This is a genomic window from Tahibacter aquaticus (assembly GCF_004363655.1).
GTDB classification, from domain to species: domain Bacteria; phylum Pseudomonadota; class Gammaproteobacteria; order Xanthomonadales; family Rhodanobacteraceae; genus Tahibacter; species Tahibacter aquaticus.
In genome coordinates this window covers 1-16210 of record NZ_SNZH01000023.1, presented here as the reverse complement: position 1 = coordinate 16210, position 16210 = coordinate 1, and the positions used below count along the sequence as shown (strand labels likewise).

Below are 16210 nucleotides of genomic sequence, written 5' to 3'. Positions count from 1 at the left end.
CAGCGCGCGGCGGCTGCGGCGCAATTGCCCCGCATCGGCGCGCTTGTGCAACTGCGCTGCAATACGTTTCCCCTAGCGTGCCGCGGTGCGGAACGTTCCGCCACGATGCCGTCAGTGCACTGCACGCCGGACCGCATCGCGCCCTGCGCACTACGAAAGGATTGCCCTCGATGTCTTTGTTTCCTGCATTTCGCCCTGCGCCGCCGCGTCGCGCCGACCACGCTTTCCCCTCGATTGCGCTGCCGCGCCGGCGTGCGCTGGTGCGGGCCTTGGCCAGTCTGTTGCTGGCCTCCGCGGCCGTTGCCGTGTCGGCGGCGGAAAGCGCGGAAGCCGAGGCCGTCGCCGATGCGCAGACGCAGCGCGGTTCGGCCAGTGGCGCAACCCCGTCGCTGGAAACCGTGACCGTCACCGCCGAGCGGCGCGAAGAAAACCTGCAGGAAGTGCCCGTCTCGGTCGGCGTGGTGCAGGGCGATGCGATGCGCGACTACACCGCCGGCGGCGACGACACCCTGCTGGCGCTGGCTGGCCGGGTGCCGGCGCTGTACGCGGAAACGACGACCGGCCGCATCTTCCCGCGCTTCTATATCCGCGGCCTGGGCAATATCGATTTCTATCTCGGCGCGTCGCAGCCGGTGTCGATCATCCAGGACGACGTCGTGCTCGAACACGTGGTGCTGAAATCGAACCCGGTCTACGACCTCGACCAGGTGGAAGTGCTGCGCGGTCCGCAAGGCTCGCTGTTCGGCCGCAATACCACGGCCGGCATCGTCAAGTTCGACAGCATCAAGCCGGGCCAGGAACATTCCGGCCGCGCCCAGCTGAGCTATGGCAGCTACGGCTCTTTCTCCTTCGACGGCGGTGTCGGCGGTCCGCTCAGCGACATCGCGTCGTTCCGCGTGTCGGCGCTGTACCAGCATCGCGACGACTGGGTCAGCAATCGCTACCGTGGCCCCAGCGCCGACGGCACGGCCACGCCGCAGGACGATGCCATGGGCGGCTATGACGACCGCAATGTGCGCCTGCAACTGCTGCTGCAGCCGTCGGAAAATTTCTCGCTGCTCGCTTCAGGCCATGCGCGCGACTACGACGGTACCTCGACGCTGTTTCTGCGCAACGCCATCGTGAAGGGATCGAACCGCGTCGACGTGCCGCGCGACGAAGTGGCCTACGACGAGGCAAACAACAATCCGCAGGCCTACAAGACCCACGGCGGCTCGCTCAAGGCGATCTACAACTTCGGCGGCATCTCGCTGACCTCGATCAGCGCGTACGAGAGCACCGCGGGCTATAGCCGCGGCGATACCGACGGCGGCGCCGCGGCGAACTTCCCGGTCAATGGCCTGCCCAACGGCTACGGCCAGTCGATGGGGCAGGTACGCGATCTCGACCAGTACACGCAGGAGTTTCGCCTCGCCAGCGAAAACGACACTGCGCTGCAGTGGCAGGCCGGCGCGTTCTATTTCAACGGCCGCGACACCACCGATTTCTACCAGCGCGCCTGGTTTCTCACGCCGCCGGCGAACAATCCGAACAACTGGGTGCGCCTGCGCAACAGCAATACCTCCTGGGCACTGTTCGGCCAGCTCAGCTACCAGGTCAGCGACGCGCTGACCTTGACCGCCGGCGTGCGCGAAACCGACGACCGCAAGCGCACGCGCCTGCTCAAGACTGCCGATACCGCGGCTGGCGTCGTGACCTATACCGGCCGTCGCGACGTCAGCCTGTCCGACCGCACGCCGAGCTGGGATCTGAGCGCCATGTATAGCGTCAGTCCGGAAATGGGCTTGTATGCGCGCGTGGCGCGCGGTTTCCGCGGGCCGACCATCCAGGGCCGTTCCGCGGTATTCAATGCCGATTTCACCACGGCCGATTCCGAAACCATCCTGTCCTGGGAAGCGGGCATCAAGACCAGCCTGCTCGACAATCGCCTGCGCCTTAACGTCGCCGGCTTCGCCTATAGCGTCGATGACATCCAGCTCAACGGTAACGACTCCAACGGCAACGGTGTGCTGTTCAATGCCGACAAGGCCAAGGCCCACGGCCTCGAAGCCGACCTGGACTGGCGCCCGCTACCGAACCTCGCGCTGAGTGCGGGCCTGAGCCTGCTCAAGAGCGAAATCCAGGACAAGCGCGTGTATGCGCAGGTCTGCGCGCTCAACGGCGTGGTGGTCTGCACGGTCAACGACCCGACCCTCCGCATCGGCGCGAACACCTTCGCCCAGATCGACGGCAACCCGCTGCCGAACGCGCCCAAGTACACCGTCAACCTGGCCGCGCGCTATGACATTCCGCTCAGCGACAGCGGCACGTTCTTCATAGCGACCGACTGGAACAAGCAGGGGCGCACCAGCTTCGTGCTGTACGACTCGGTGGAATTCAATGCCAACGGCAATGTCGAAGGCGGCCTGAAGCTGGGATACAGCGGTGGCTACGGCGCCTACGAAGTCGCGCTGTTCGGCCGCAATATCACCAACGAGAAGAACCTCAAGGGCGCGATCGAGAACTACATGGCGGCGGTCTACAACGAGCCGCGGATCATTGGCGTGTCGCTCAATTACACCTGGTAAAAAAATAGTTCTGCACATTGTGCGGGCGCGTTTTCCTGGCGCCCGCCGTTTCCCGCCTGCGATCCGCGATGGCGCACGTTCGTGCGGATGCTATTTCTTGCCCTCGCCGACCTGCTCGTCGCGGCAGAACTCACCCGGCGAGCGTCCCACGAGCTTGCGGAAATCGCGGTTGAAATGCGCCTGGTCGTAATAGCCCAGGGCCAGCGCCAGGTCGGCCCAGTCCACCGTGGTGCCGGCGGCCAGGCGTTCGATGGCCTCGTGCAGGCGATAGCGGTTGATCACCCATTTCGGGCTGGCGCCGACATAGTCGTTGAACAGGCGCTGCAGCGCGCGCAGGCCCAGACCGCTGTTCTGTGCCAGTTCCTCGGCGGTGTTGATGCGGCGGTCGGCCACCACGCGCGCCACGATGCCGGCGACGCGCTCGACCGTCGGATCGGGCGCTGGCAGGTGGGCGGCCAGCAGTTGGGCGGCGAATGCCACGCACTGCTCCACATCGGCACAGGCGATCACGTCGTGCTGGTATGCCTCGCCGTCGGCGCCGAACACCGCGGCGATGGGCGTCGACCGGTTGGCCAGCGACGCCACCGGCCCACGCAGGAAGGGGCGGAAACCGCCGGGCCGGAACTTGATGCCGAAGACGCGGCCTTGCCCGGCCAGCTCGGTGGCGAAGCGGCGCGTATGCACGCCGAAGATGCCACTGCCCGCCGCATCGGCGACGAGATGTACGTTCGGATGCGGCAGGGTTTCCTGCAGGCGCGGCGGCTGTCCGCGCAGATCCCAGCTGACGCACCAGTAGTGTTCGACATAAGCAGCCAGCGCGGCATCCGGCAGATAGCGGCCGTGGTGCATCGGCGACGTGTCGAATTGCCGGCGCAGAATGCCGCGCGCGGCGCTGGGCGCCGGTCTCAGCATGGGCGGGCGACAGACAGGCGTCGCGTTTTTACAATCATCGCGGGCAGCAGTTCCGGTTGAATGACGGCGCAATCATTCAACAGGAGCCTGCCGTGGACAATGCCTCGCGGAAACTGGTCTTGCGCAGATGGCTGGCTGCCGCCCTCACCGGCGCCACGTTGTTTGCGGCCCATGCCGCAGCGCCCGGTACCCCATCGAAGGAGAACAGCATGAGCACACCCATCAGCGGGCCTTTCGACGTCAAGCTGGTTCCACAGGAAGACAAGGACGATCCCTCGGGCATCGCCCGGCTGCTGCTGGACAAGGCTTTCCATGGCGAGCTGGAAGCGACCAGCCGCGGCCAGATGCTGGGCGTGCGCACGGCGGACAACCGATCGGGCGGCTATGTCGCCCTGGAAAAAGTCAGCGGCAGCTTGCAGGGGCGCAGCGGTACGTTCTACCTGCAGCACTACGGCCTGGCGACGCGCGGCGTGAACACATTGACCTTGCAGGTGGTGCCCGATTCGGGCACCGGCGAGCTGGAGGGGCTTGGCGGGGTGATGAAGATTGTGATCAAGGAAGGCGGTAAACACTTCTATGAATTCGAGTTCGGGTTCGACACTGGCATGCACCAGGCCGGTGCACCTTGACGCCGCTCTCCACCGAACAACGCGATGCGTTGCGCGAAATCACGGCGGCCATCGAGTCGATGGATGGCGGCGCGTTCGATGACGCGCTCGTTCGCGCCTTCAGTACAGGTTTGCACGAGTCTCTGGTCGAACCCCTCATCGCCGCTGCGAACGCAACTTGGCATACGCGGCATGAGGATGTGGTACATGCACTTCAGCAGCTTCGTCCACCACTGGCGGTTGCAGTATTGGAGCACTTGGCCCTCTCGGATCACACCGCGCTGCACTACGACGGCGGCTTGGCGCTGGTGCGCAAATGCACATGGGCGCTTGCGGATATCGGTACGGCCGAAGCGAAGCAAGCGCTCGCGCGGCTGGCGACCAATCACAACACAGCGTTTGCGGCGTTTGCCGTCAGGCGCATCGAGCGCTGGGACGACGAGCTGGGGCGCAAGCGCGGTAGGTAGTGGCTGCCAACGGAAAAATCGATAGCCGCTCACTCGTCCTGGCCGCGCAGGACGTGCTGCTGACCCGGCCAATAGCAGGGGCTGTTCGCCTCGCTCCGCAGCGGCGTCCTGCACGGCCAGTCCTTCGCGATCTCACTACCGATTTGTCCATTACAGGCCAGTAGTCGCAGCGCAGACCAGGTTCGCCGAGCGGTCCGCTGCGGCCTGCGCCGCCCTATGCCGCGCCCAGGCGCAAACGCCTGTCCTGGCTTAGCCAGATCGGAAATGCCCTTGCGTCCTATCGCTGCTTGTCGTGTACGCCGGTAGTGCGTCTCAGGAAAAAGCCCGCTTCCACCCAGGCCCGCCTGACATCCGCCCGCCACGATTGCCTTACCGCATCCAGCGTCCGCCCCGTCCAGGCAGAGATCTCCTGCAGCGCAGCGTCGATCGATGCCTGCTGCTGCACCAGGCTGAGAAAGCGAAAGTGCAGCTCGCTGACCGGAAACGTCGTCGTGTCGTAGTCGCGGCGCAGTACCACGACCCAGCAATCCGACCGCGGCGGAAACGCCGGATCGCGGCCGGCGCGCACCTCGTGGTAATACCCGGCGACGGGATAGCGGTACTGCGCCAGTGTCAGGCAGGGCTGCAGCACCAGTTCGCTGTCATCGGCTGATGCGTCGGGCCAGGGCTGGTCTTCGGCGCCCGGTGCGTCGAACAAGTGGAAGAGTTCACGTTCGTAGCGCGCCAGGTCGACCAGGAAATCGATCCAGTCCTCGCGTTCGTCGGCAGGGCTGTCGCGGTCGGGCCGGTTGCGTTCCAGCCAGTCGGCATAGCGGCGGCCGAGCTGGTACAGCGTCGTGCTGTCCGAGGGGCAGTCGCGCAGATAGGTATCAGCAAAGTCGTCGAACAGCGCCGCGCCCAGGGCGTGGCGCGTGGCGGGAAACTGCTCGGCCAGGCAGCGGCGCAGGCGCAGCACGTAGCTGCGGCGGTAGATATCGAGGCAGGCGGCGGCGTCGATACGCGCACCGGGCTGTATCCAGTCGGCGGCGCTGGCGCGGTCGGCCGGCGCGGGGGCGATCAGCGCCTGCAGCAGGCGCTGCTGCAAGGCCGGCAGCGTCGGGGCCGCGCTCATGCGGGCTGGAGCCGGCTGCGCTGCATCACGTCGGGAACGAGAAAATCGACGGGTGTCGACAGCCCCTCGTCCACAGCCGCCGGTGTTGCAGCCAGGGCTGCTGCCGTCGCGTGCGCGGGGCTGGCATCGTGCATGAACTGGCGTGCCCGCAGCACTTCCGCATGCAGCTGCGGAAACGCAGGCACGTTGCCGTCCCATTCCAGCAGGGTCGCAGCGCCGCCGCTGCGCTGCCAGGCGCAGCGGAACAGTTGCCACACCGGCTCGCTGACCGCGCGGTCGTGCGTGTCGACGATATGCGTGCCGCAGTGCTGGTGTCCGGCCAGGTGCAGCTGCACCACGCGCTCGAACGGAAACGCATCGAGGTAGGCCTGGGCATCGGTGCCGGCGTTGTAGCAGCTGACAAAAACGTTATTGACGTCGAGCAGCAGCTGGCAGCCGGTCGCTTCGCACAGTGCGCGCAGGAAATCCGGTTCGCCCAGGGTCGAGTCGCGAAAGCGCAGATAGGTGCTGGGGTTTTCCAGCACCAGTGGCCGGCCTAGCCATTCCTGCACGGCGTGTACGCGCGACGTCACATGGGCCAGCACTTCTGCGTTGAGCGGCAGCGGCAGCAGGTCGTGGCTGTTGATGCCCAGTACGCCGGTCCAGCACAGGTGGTCGCTGACCCAGCGTGCATCCACTTCGTCGGCCAGGCGGCGCAGGCGCTGCACGTAGCCGCGGTCCAGCGGATCGGTGCTGCCTATCGACAGCGATACGCCGTGCAGCACCAGGGGGTAGCGCTGCGCGATCTGGCGCAGCACCGCGCGCGGCCGGCCGCCGGAGTCCATGAAGTTCTCCGAGATGGCCTCGAACCAGTCCACCGCCGGCTGCTCGGCCAGGATATGGTCGAAATGCGTGTTGCGCAGTCCCACGCCCAGGCCGAGTGCGCTTTGTGGCCTTGTCCCTTTGTTCTGCTGTGCCGTTGCCGCCTTGTCGCCGCTCGCTGCGGTGGCCTCAGGCACAGCTGCCGGCGCCGCTCATGCCGCTGGAGCCGCAGGCAGTCATGCCTTCGCCGCTGTAGTCCTGAATCCACTCGATGGTCGGGCCGTACTGGAACAGTTGCGCATGCGGCACCGCAGGCGGCTGGGCCGGCAGTTTCGGCTGCTGGTGCCGCAGCGACGGCCAGGTCTTTTGCGTAAAGACTTCGCGCGCCCTGAGCCAGACACCCTTGCCGCGATTCGGGCCGTCGGTGCTGAAGCGCTCGGCATTGATCGGCGTGGCGCAGGAGCCCAGCGTGGCGCACTGGTTGTGGCCCGGGTCGTTCTGCTCCTCGCCGGTGCCGTACAGGCCGCAGCCGCCCTGGCCGGCGCAGGCGTTCTTGACGTGGCAGGTATGGTCCGAAACGGTCGGCGAAGCGGGCTGGGCGTAGTTGTATTCCAGCGCGGTAGAGCAGTAGCCCTGGCCGGCGCAGGCGTTGTCGCGCGTGCGGCCCTGGCCGGCGCAGTGGTTCAGGCCCATGCAGGCGTGACGCACTTCGTTGTCGCCCACCGTCGCCGGCGGGCTGGCCGGGAATTTCGGTACACCTGTGTACTTCGATACATCGCAGCCCGGCTGCGCCGGTGCGGCCCAGAACGCGCTGACGTCGGGCAGGCTGGGCACCATGTCGACGTAGTACTTCAGATCCTGGCTGTACCAGGGTTCGTTGCCGTAGCGCGCATCCAGCTCGCTGCACATCGTCACCAGCGTGGCGAAGGCCTGGTCGCGCGGCCCCAGGTCAAGGTTCTCGAAGGTCGGCGCGAGGCGCGGGTTGCCGGTGACGCTGCTGCTCTGCTGCAGGAACACACCGCGCATGGTGCGGATGACCTTGTCGAGTATCCAGATCATCGAGCGGTGCAGGGCCTGGTTGAAGTACAGCTTCTGCCGGGCCGGCTCCTGCAGGAAGATGGTCTCGGTCAGGATCAGCATGTACTGGTACAGCCCGCTCACCACGTTGGCCAGCTCGCGCCGGCCGGCCGGATAGGCCGAGGCTACCGGGTTGTCGGGAAAGTCGAACACCACCTGGGCGAGTTCCTCGGGCGTGAACTGCCGCGCTGCCGGCGCCGGTGGCTTGGGGTGTTTCGGCAGGTGCTCGTGCTGCGCGTCATAGCCGGCGAGCTGCGACTGCAGGCTCAGGAATTTGTAGTAGTGCGATTCTTCCTGTTTCGACGGATCGTCGAACTTGCTGGTGCCGAAGCCCTCGCCCTGGGCGTCGATGGTCTGGATCGCCTGCAGCGCGGTCTCGCGCGAATCGATGGTGATCAGCTGGGCGCGGCCGGCATGGCTGTCGCCGCGGCTGGGGTATACGGCGACCGTCGCGGCCGAGCCGGCCACCGGCGCCGGTACCGGACAGGTCTTGTCGAAGCTGCCGCCGGGAAACACCGTGTCGATATTGTTCGGCGAATAGTTGGTCGACTGGATCTGGCGCAGCCTGGCGCCCTGGTGAAAATCCGCGTCGGTGATGTGCCGGCAACTGATGATGCAGCGCACGTAGGAATAGATCTGGCCGATGGTCGTCCAGGCGCCGCCCTGCGGTGGTGCGTCGGACGCGGCGGGGTATTCGATCTCGAGGAACTGCCACAGCTGCTGCAGCGAGAACGGTGCCAGCGGCAGGGCCAGCGGCCTGGCATCGGGGCCGAGCTTCTGGTGACCCGGCAGGTTGGTCGGGTAGGGTGCCGGCGAGCGCAGGTAGAGCTGCGGCTGCACGCCCAGCGAGAAAAGTACATTGGAAGAAAGCGACATGTGCAGCATCTCTTCCACCGCGACGCTCATGATCACCGCGCCGGCCTGGTCGGCGAAGCGCGACAGCGCCGAGTCGGGAAACGAAGCCGGCGTGCGGTCGATCGAGTAATAGGTGTAGAGATAGATCGGAATGGTGGCGAGTTCCACCTCGATGGCGATCTGCAGGTGTTCCTTCAGCTCGGCCAGGGCGCGTTCGCGGGTCCAGCTGCGGTCGATATGCTCGACCAGCTTGATCTCGGCGGGCGAAAGCGGCCGCACCGGGTCGCTGTGCTTGTGGCTGTCGGTCATGGCGATCCTTTGGCTGATACAACGGGCTGGTGGATGCGATCGTGCGGCGATGCGCCCTGCGTGCGCAGCGCGGGAATTGCACATGTCGACGAATCGACGTGTGTACATGACCGGTGCCCCGCCATCCCCTGACAGGCGGCCCGCAGGCGCATTGGCGCGCCATGCCGCGGGCAAAATATCAACTTTCCCGCGAGGCTTACAAGCGCCGGAATTCCGTCGCCGAGGGTGATAGGCGGGTGCCTGGGATTGCGCTTGGAGAGAACAGGAATACGGCTTGCAGACGGCTTTTTCCCGGTCATTGCCGGCTGCACCGGCGCGTGGTGGCAGCGCTGTCTGCAGGCTGCGGGAACGCGTCCGCGGCCCTCAGCCGGCGATAGGGGCCGGCCCGTCCGGTGGCGCCAGCCGCTGCAGCAGGAAATCGACAAACACGCGCACCCGCCGCGGCGTGCTGGCGCCGCCGACGAACAGCGCGTGTACATTTTCCGTATCGCCGGGATTGTACTTTTCCAGCAAGGCAACCAGGTTTCCCGCCGCCACCTCGGCATCGACATGGAAGCTGCCCAGGCGCGCAATGCCGCTGCCCTGCAAGGCCAGCTGCGCCAGCGTCTCGCCGTTGTTCGCCTCGATGTTGCCGCTGACGTCGAGCACATAGTCGCGGCCGTCCTGGCGGAACGGCCAGCTCGGTTCGGCGCGGCGGAAATTGAAATTGAGGCAATTGTGCCGGGCCAGGTCCTGCGGCACCTGCGGCGTGCCGGCGCGGGCCAGGTAGGCTGGCGAGGCGACGATGGTGCGGCCGTTGCTGCCCAGGCGGCGCGCGGTCAGCGGGCTGTCGGCCAGCGGGCCGAAACGGATGGCCACGTCGGTCTGCCCGGCCAGTATGTCGACCAGGGCATCGCTCAGGCTGATGTCGACCAGGATCTCCGGATAGCGCGCCACGAACTCGGCCAGCAGCGGCACGATCACCAGCCGCCCGTAGGCCGGCCCCACACTGACCCGCAGCCGGCCGCGCGGTGCGGCCTGGTAGGCGATGGCGCCTTCCGATTCGTCCAGGTCGGCCAGGATGCGCTGCGCCGCCAGGTGATAGGCCTTGCCCTCCGGCGTCAGCGTCAGCGCCCGCGTGGTGCGGATCAGCAGGCGCACGCCAAGGCGCTGTTCGATGCGCGACAGGATGCGGCTCAGCGCCGACGGCGTCAGGCCCAGCGCGCGTCCCGCCGCCGACAGGCTGCCGCTGCGCACGACCGCATCGAAGGCTTCCATCTCGCTGGCCCGGTCTACGCGCATTTTCCTCACCTGTGATTTCAACGCAAAGGTGCTTGCCCGGATTGCCGACTACTGCGGGTTGGGGCTTGCCTTTATCTTTGCCGCGGATTCAACAGGGAACGCACATGAAACTCAATACCGCCATCCTGGCACTGGCCGTCGGCGCCTTCGGCATCGGCGTCACCGAATTCGCGCCCATGGGCATGCTGCCGGCCGTCGCCAGCGACCTGGGCATTTCCATACCGACTGCCGGGCTGCTGGTCAGCGCCTACGCCTTCGGCGTGCTGATCGGCGCGCCGCTGATGACCCTGACCACCGCGCGCGTGCCGCGCCGCACCTTGCTGATCGTCCTCATGGCCATCTTCACCGCCGGCAACCTGCTTGCCGCGCTGTCGACGGACTACCTCACCCTGCTGGTCGCGCGGGTGATCACGTCGCTCAACCATGGCGCCTTCTTCGGCGTCGGCGCGGTCGTCGCCGCGCGGCTGGTGGCCGAGGACAAGCGCGCCGGCGCGGTCGCCGCCATGTTCATGGGCCTGACCATCGCCACCGTCGGCGGTGTGCCGCTGGCGGCCTGGGCGGCGGAACAGTTCGGCTGGCGCAGTGTATTCGGTGCCATCGCCGGGCTGGGCGTGCTGGCCATGCTCGCGCTGCGCCTGGCCCTGCCCGCTGTCGCCGCCGACGCACGCAGCGACCTGCGCGCCGAACTGCGCGTGCTGCGGCGCGGCCCGGTACTGCTGGCCCTGGCCATGACCGTGATCGCCTCCAGCGCGATGTTCACCGTGTTCACGTACTTCGCGCCCATCCTGCTGCAGCAGACGCAGGCCTCGACAGGTTTCGTTGCCGCAATGCTGGTGGTCTACGGGCTGGGCCTGACCGCGGGCAACTGGCTGGGCGGGCGCTACGGCGACCGCTCCATCGACGGCACGCTGATCGTCACCCTGGCCGGCACGGTGCTGTTGCTGCTGCTGTTCTCCGTGGGCATGCGCTGGCCCGTGCCTGCCGCGCTGCTGATCTTCCTCTGGGGCGTGACCAGCTTCGCCGTCGTGCCGCCGCTGCAGATGCGCGTGATGGCCGCGGCGGCCGATGCGCCCAACCTGGCCTCGGCCATGAACATCGGCGCGTTCAACCTGGGCAATGCCGTGGGTGCGGTAGTGGGCGGGGTGGTGATCGGCACCGGTCTCGGCTTTCCTGCCGTGGCGCTGGCCGGGGCGGCGATGGCCGCCTGTGGCCTGGCCCTGGTGCTGGCGCTGCGCGAGCCGCGTTCGCGGTCGCTGGCATCGGCTGCCTAGGCACGATGTCGCCGGCCCTGCGTTTTGCCGCCGCCGATCCGGCAAGCGGATGTTGCGGCAGAGGCGGGTGCCCGCTCAGCCTGAACTGAAGGCCGCCGCAGGTTACCGCCGGGTGCCCCAGCCTTGCGAGCGCGTCCCGGCGGCCGCCTGCTGAGTCCGCAACTTGACTATGGCGTATGGTTAATGGAACGTAAGACCTCGCCTCTGGGAGAGAGGGGCGGCCATCCTTTTCCAAAAATCCATTTCATCGGCAGTGACCACGGCTCGCTGTACCGGCGCGGGTTCTGCTGCTAGCTCAGCGGAGACTTTTCCATGATCGTGAAGAACCTGGCCCTGGCGGCAACGCTCGTGCTGTTGCCTGGCGCTGCCGCGCTGGCGCAGAACCCCGTCAACCTCGATGGCTACAAGGCGCAGTACCCGACGGCGACGCCGGCGGTACGCAGCGCGCTGGACCAGGCCCTGGCGGCGCAGTATTCCGCCATCAGTTCCACCTGGCCGGTGCCCAATGGCCCGGTCGAAGGCGACGTGTGCACGCCGGCGTCGCCGGCACCGGTCAACCCCTTCACCATTTCCTCGACCACGTTAGGCGCCACCAACAACTACGACATCGCCACGACCTGCGGCGTCGGACAGACCTTGTTCGCCGGCACCGGCGCCTCGCTGGACGTGGCCTATGGCGTAGTGACCGACCAGAACTGTTCCGTGACGGTCTCTGCCGACCCGACCGGCACCAACTGGGACTTGGCCCTGTACGTACTGGCAGCGCCCGGCGCGGCCTGTACCGCGCTGCCGACCCTGGCCGACCCGCAGTGCATCACCATGGACGACGACGGCGCTTCCAATACCACCGAGACGGTCACCTTCAACGCGGTGGCGGGCACGCAGTATTTCGTCATCATCGACGGCTTCAACGCCGCCACCGGCACCTTCGACCTGAACATCACCGGCACCGGCTGCAATCTGGTACCGGTCAGCCTGCAGAGCTTCTCGGTCGATTGATGCGGTGACCTGACCCGATATACCGGCGCCGCCGGCCGCCAGCGCGGCCGCGGCGCCGATGCGCTCAACCCGCGCTCGCGCCCCGCTGCGCCAGCGTTTCCACCGACAGCGTCAGTCCGGCGGCGGCCAGGTATTCCTGCAGATGCTGCAGCGATGACGTGCCCGGAATCAGCAGGACATTCGGCGCGCGGTGCAGCAGCCAGGCCAGCGCGACCTGCAGCGGCGTTGCGCCCAGCCGCTGCGCCGTGTCGCTCGGCGTCGACGACTGCAGCGGCGTGAACCCACCCCGCGGAAAGAACGGCACATAGCCGATGCCGTTCGTCGCGCGAAAACGCCGGCCGCCACGATGCATCTTCGCCGCCGCGGATCTTGCCGTGGAAGCCGCGCTGGCCGGTGTCGGCATTGTGTATTTGTTCGAAGACGGGCTGCGCCCGCATCTGGACAGCGGCGCGCTGCAGGCCCTGCTCGAAGACGGGTGGCAGCCGTTTTCCGGCCCGTTCCTGTACTACCCGGGGCGGCGGCGGCTGCCGGCGCCGTCGCGGGCGTTCGTGGATTTTGTCAAAGCGCAGGTGCCCGGCTGACATGGCTACGGGCGCGGCGTGCGGTGGCGCGGCGGGGTTCTGCTTCCCGGTGGCGAACGGCAGAAAACGTCTGAAGCACCGCTAAAATTTTTCTAAAGTTATTTTTTGCAGAGGCTGAAAATGCCGGCGCAATGAAAAATGTGCTCGTTGACCAGCGCCGCGCCGCCCCGTGGCGCCCTGCCTACGCTGGTGAACGTTAGCGGCCGTATGGCCTTTTCATTGCAATTGCCTAGGAAATGCACTGCATGAGTCAGAACCTGATCTCGCTCCGCTTCACGCCCGAAGACCTCGCCGCCATCGACGCGGCGCTCAACGCACTCGAAGAAAAACTGATTGGCCTGGTATCGCTGCAGCCCAGCGAAGTGCGAACCCTGAACAAGATGGGCGCACGCTCCGAATGGTATTGCCGCGAAACCCTGGTCATCCTCGAACAAAATCCGCAGATTGTTCCGCCCGCCCTCGACCTGCAGGAAGCCAAGGCCGACCTGGCCGCGCTCGACGCCTTGCGTCCGCGCCTGGCGCGCCTCAACCAGTTGCGCAAGCGCGGCAGCGACACCTTGATGGTGCTGGGCAGCGACCTCGATGCCGTACAGCGCGAAGGCTATGCCCTGATCCGCGTCTCTGGCACCGGCAGCGGCCTGGAAGAACTGCACCGTGGCCTGTCCGGACGCTTTGCCAAGCGGCGCAAGGTCAAGCCGGAAGAGCCGAAGAGCTGACGACTGTGCGGCTGCCGTCGTAGCCATTGCCGCAGCCCTCACCCGAAAAAAAGCCCCGCGACGCGGGGCTTTTTCTGCGTGTCGACCGTGCGGGAAATTTTCAGCCCAGTGGCTGAGGCGGGGCGTCTTCGGCGGCCAGTTGCGCCAGGCGCGCGCAGACGTCGGCGTGGTCGCCACTGACCAGTCCCAGCGCAGGGTGATGATAAAAGCCGGACGTCTTTGCTGCGGCCGCCACCAGCGCCTGCCGTGCCAAGTCCTTGGCCATCGCTCGCTGTCCACGGGCCTGCAGCATCAGCGCCGCGCCGGCCGTCTCGCGAAATACCTCCGATGGAAACACTGGAAATTCGCCGGGCAGGCCGATCAGCGACAGTGCGTGATCGAAGCGGCTGGCCAGGCCCAGTGCGCCCACCCAATACACGTAGTCCAGGCGCGCCGGGCTCTTGACCAGGGCGGCGTCCGGCGCGTATTCCATCGCGAGCGCCCGAGCCCAGCAGTCGATTGCGCGCTCCCAGTCGCCCAGCGCCCGGTACGCCACGCCTTCGTAGTACGGCGCCAGCGAGGCAAATGCATCGCCCCCCGCAATGGCCTGGTACTCAGCCAGCAAGCCCAGCGCGGCGTGTGGCCATCGAGGCGCCAATGCGCCAGCCTTGGCCCGCAGGTAGTCGCGCTTTTTGCGCGAGCGCTTCAACCGCGCGCGGAAATCCGTTTCGACTGCCTCGCCCCAATCGGGGGAGGCAAACCAGGGCTTGATCGGTGAAACCGTGAACATGGCGAACTCCAGTCAGCAGACGCGACCAACAGACCGTCTGTCAGCAGGGCGAGACCTGCGATTGCCCGAGACCAGGAAGGTCCGGAACGCTCCAGCCCCCCATTCGTGCGCATTGCCCGATTTTCCCGTTCCGTTGAGCAAAAATGGGTCAACGGAGCGCAAACGTCATGCTCCAGAGAGCCATTGCCGGTCTCCGTTCGGTAATTTTTACCGAATGGAGACCGACGGTGAGCCTCGGGAAAGTGGCCGTCACTCTCCGGACGGTAAAAATTACCGAGCGGAAGGTGACGGTGGCTCTACGGAAGGCAATTTTTACCGAACGCCACGCGGCCGTCGCGTTCCGGAGAGAAAATGCCGCGCTCCGTCTGGAAATCGATGGAACGCAGGCGCCGTGGTGGCGTGGCAGGGCAGGGGCGCCGGTGCTGCGCAGGGCGGTAGCGGCAAGGGGGTTTGGTTCCCTTGCCAGCCAGCAGCCAGGCCTTGCCGGGCGCCGGCGAGGGCCGGTGTGACGATGGCGGGCGACCACATGCGCACCCGTGGAGACTGGCCTGTGCAGCCCTCGTTGGCTGGCGCGGCAGCCTGCAGTTGGCTTAGGTCAGCGCCGCCGCCGCAATCCACTGGCGCCATAGAGGGAACAACAACCACGGTTAGGGCGTTTAGCCACGATGCAACAATGATGCTCCTAACCGGAACACCACGGGTTCAGCGTGCTTTCTTGCGCGTGGCGGCGCGAGGGGATTCGCGGGCCTCCCGCCCCGATTCGGCTGCCGACTCGAACGCCTGCGCAAACGCAGGACTGGTTTCCAGCTCGCCCATCAGCCGCCGTACTGCCAGCAGCCGTTCGCTGGCTTTGCCGATGTCCACGTCTGTTGCGGTAGAGGCCGGGCGCTGCTTCAGCTGATCGAGTTCGGTCTGTACGTCGATGCGTTGGGCACGCAGGAAAAGCCAGTGCAGCAGGGTCGGCGAGGGGGCGTCGCCGGGTGCAGTGCCTTGCAGGCTCTGCTCAAGGCGGTGGACGATTTCGGCGTTCATGGATCTGCCAGCCGTTTCGGCGATCTTGGCGATGCGTTCACGCATGCCGTCAGGCAGGCGCAGCATGAACTTGTTGAGATCCCTGCTGGGATACGCTGGCGAATCGCGATTTGGATCTTTTGCCTTTGGCATAGTGGCCGGAGTCTATCGGCCAACACGCATTCATTGACATGATAGCCAGTGGGCATATATTTTTATGCCCACTGGGCAGATCTTGTCTCTCTGGCCCTTGTCATGCAGCGCAATGCAGCCCATGAAGACAGGAGAATTGAAATGGAAGCCAGCGCCACTCGCAGTCGCTCGACGAAAGCCACGAAGCCAGCGAGCAAGAAAGCCGCAACGCCTCCCGCCGAGAATTCCCGTCAGTCCACCGGGCGACGCGCAATGCAGCGCCGCATCGACAATGACTACCTGGACGGCAAGCCCGTCAGCGCTGCTGCAAGAGGCGCGACCGTAGCGACCAAAGTCGACCGCGTGGCGCTGCTGGGGCTCAACCATGTTGTCGACCCGGATGCGGGCATCGAAGACCTGATGACAGAAGTCATCTGCCATCTGCAGGCGGCCCACCAGATCGGCGAGCTGGTATCGGCGGAACTCTACGACGTCGGCTCGCAGATGGCGGCGAACCCGCGCGATGCGAGTGTAAGCGTCCGGCACAACCACCTTCTCCACAGCCCCACCAGCCGCGATAGTCAGCGCCAGCGATGCGGCAGCAGTTCGGCGATGCGGCGATCAGGATGTGTCGGCAGGCGGGTCAATACATCTTTGAGGTACGCGTAAGGCTCATAGCCGTTCTGCCTGGCGGTGGCGATCAGGCTCATGATCGCGGCGGCACGCTCGCCGGCGGCTTTGGA

17 protein-coding genes are annotated in these 16210 nt (G+C 66.3%); 7 read left to right on the top strand and 10 right to left on the bottom strand.

Going from position 1 to position 16210, the window contains the following annotated elements; genetic code table 11:
* Positions 1-170 precede the first annotated feature (170 nt).
* Positions 171-2567, top strand: a complete 2397-nt coding sequence (locus DFR29_RS26285) for a TonB-dependent receptor (RefSeq protein ID WP_133821624.1) — start codon at positions 171-173, stop codon at positions 2565-2567.
* Positions 2568-2657: 90 nt separating this feature from the next.
* Here the strand turns inward: DFR29_RS26285 and DFR29_RS26280 are convergent, their stop codons facing one another.
* Positions 2658-3479, bottom strand: a complete 822-nt coding sequence (locus DFR29_RS26280; protein WP_133821623.1) for a helix-turn-helix domain-containing protein — start codon at positions 3477-3479, stop codon at positions 2658-2660.
* Between the two features lie 209 nt (positions 3480-3688).
* Here DFR29_RS26280 and DFR29_RS26275 point away from each other — a divergent pair, with 209 nt between their 5' ends.
* Together DFR29_RS26275 and DFR29_RS26270 are read left to right on the top strand one after the other, a co-directional pair.
* Complete coding sequence (locus DFR29_RS26275) at positions 3689-4108, top strand: DUF3224 domain-containing protein (RefSeq protein WP_133821622.1); 420 nt, start codon at positions 3689-3691, stop codon at positions 4106-4108.
* A complete protein-coding gene (locus DFR29_RS26270; RefSeq protein WP_133821621.1) occupies positions 4105-4554 on the top strand; it encodes a hypothetical protein in 450 nt (149 codons plus the stop codon). The genes DFR29_RS26275 and DFR29_RS26270 overlap by 4 nt, the downstream gene beginning before the upstream one ends.
* A 277-nt stretch (positions 4555-4831) precedes the next feature.
* On the opposite strand, the gene DFR29_RS26265 is transcribed toward DFR29_RS26270, so the two are convergent.
* From DFR29_RS26265 to DFR29_RS26250, 4 genes are all read right to left on the bottom strand, one after another.
* On the bottom strand, positions 4832-5665 hold the full coding sequence (locus tag DFR29_RS26265) for an HvfC/BufC N-terminal domain-containing protein (RefSeq protein WP_133821620.1): 834 nt from the start codon (positions 5663-5665) through the stop codon (positions 4832-4834).
* A complete protein-coding gene (gene bufB, locus DFR29_RS26260; RefSeq protein ID WP_208113741.1) occupies positions 5662-6663 on the bottom strand; it encodes an MNIO family bufferin maturase in 1002 nt (333 codons plus the stop codon). Before bufB ends, DFR29_RS26265 begins: the two co-directional genes overlap by 4 nt.
* Positions 6656-8707 carry a ferritin-like domain-containing protein gene (locus DFR29_RS26255; RefSeq protein ID WP_166654351.1) on the bottom strand — a complete coding sequence of 684 codons (2052 nt, stop codon included), beginning with the start codon at positions 8705-8707 and terminating at the stop codon, positions 6656-6658. The genes bufB and DFR29_RS26255 overlap by 8 nt, the downstream gene beginning before the upstream one ends.
* A gap of 363 nt (positions 8708-9070) precedes the next feature.
* Positions 9071-9988, bottom strand: a complete 918-nt coding sequence (locus DFR29_RS26250) for a LysR substrate-binding domain-containing protein (RefSeq protein WP_133821618.1) — start codon at positions 9986-9988, stop codon at positions 9071-9073.
* 104 nt (positions 9989-10092) lie between these two features.
* Between DFR29_RS26250 and DFR29_RS26245 the strand changes: the two genes are divergently transcribed.
* Positions 10093-11259 (top strand): MFS transporter, encoded by a 1167-nt coding sequence (locus DFR29_RS26245; protein WP_133821617.1) that lies wholly within the window; start codon positions 10093-10095, stop codon positions 11257-11259.
* A gap of 312 nt (positions 11260-11571) precedes the next feature.
* Positions 11572-12258, top strand: coding sequence for a hypothetical protein (locus DFR29_RS26240; protein ID WP_133821616.1), 687 nt, complete (start codon positions 11572-11574; stop codon positions 12256-12258).
* A gap of 64 nt (positions 12259-12322) precedes the next feature.
* Here the strand turns inward: DFR29_RS26240 and DFR29_RS26235 are convergent, their stop codons facing one another.
* Positions 12323-12610 carry an aldo/keto reductase gene (locus tag DFR29_RS26235; RefSeq protein ID WP_425598893.1) on the bottom strand — a complete coding sequence of 96 codons (288 nt, stop codon included), beginning with the start codon at positions 12608-12610 and terminating at the stop codon, positions 12323-12325.
* A gap of 22 nt (positions 12611-12632) precedes the next feature.
* Between DFR29_RS26235 and DFR29_RS26230 the strand changes: the two genes are divergently transcribed.
* Positions 12633-12839 carry a LysR substrate-binding domain-containing protein gene (locus tag DFR29_RS26230; RefSeq protein WP_243746189.1) on the top strand — a complete coding sequence of 69 codons (207 nt, stop codon included), beginning with the start codon at positions 12633-12635 and terminating at the stop codon, positions 12837-12839.
* A 245-nt stretch (positions 12840-13084) separates the two neighbouring features.
* On the top strand, positions 13085-13555 hold the full coding sequence (locus tag DFR29_RS26225) for a hypothetical protein (protein ID WP_133821615.1): 471 nt from the start codon (positions 13085-13087) through the stop codon (positions 13553-13555).
* Between the two features lie 100 nt (positions 13556-13655).
* Here DFR29_RS26225 and DFR29_RS26220 read toward each other — a convergent pair whose 3' ends face one another.
* The 4 genes from DFR29_RS26220 to DFR29_RS26205 form a co-directional block, all read right to left on the bottom strand.
* Positions 13656-14324 carry a hypothetical protein gene (locus tag DFR29_RS26220; protein WP_133821614.1) on the bottom strand — a complete coding sequence of 223 codons (669 nt, stop codon included), beginning with the start codon at positions 14322-14324 and terminating at the stop codon, positions 13656-13658.
* Positions 14325-15026: 702 nt separating this feature from the next.
* Positions 15027-15488 carry an Arc family DNA-binding protein gene (locus DFR29_RS30595; protein ID WP_133821613.1) on the bottom strand — a complete coding sequence of 154 codons (462 nt, stop codon included), beginning with the start codon at positions 15486-15488 and terminating at the stop codon, positions 15027-15029.
* A 30-nt stretch (positions 15489-15518) separates the two neighbouring features.
* Positions 15519-16028, bottom strand: a complete 510-nt coding sequence (locus DFR29_RS26210; RefSeq protein ID WP_133821612.1) for a hypothetical protein — start codon at positions 16026-16028, stop codon at positions 15519-15521.
* Between the two features lie 20 nt (positions 16029-16048).
* Positions 16049-16210: transposase domain-containing protein (locus DFR29_RS26205; protein ID WP_133819445.1), on the bottom strand; the 162-nt coding region annotated here is incomplete at its 5' end.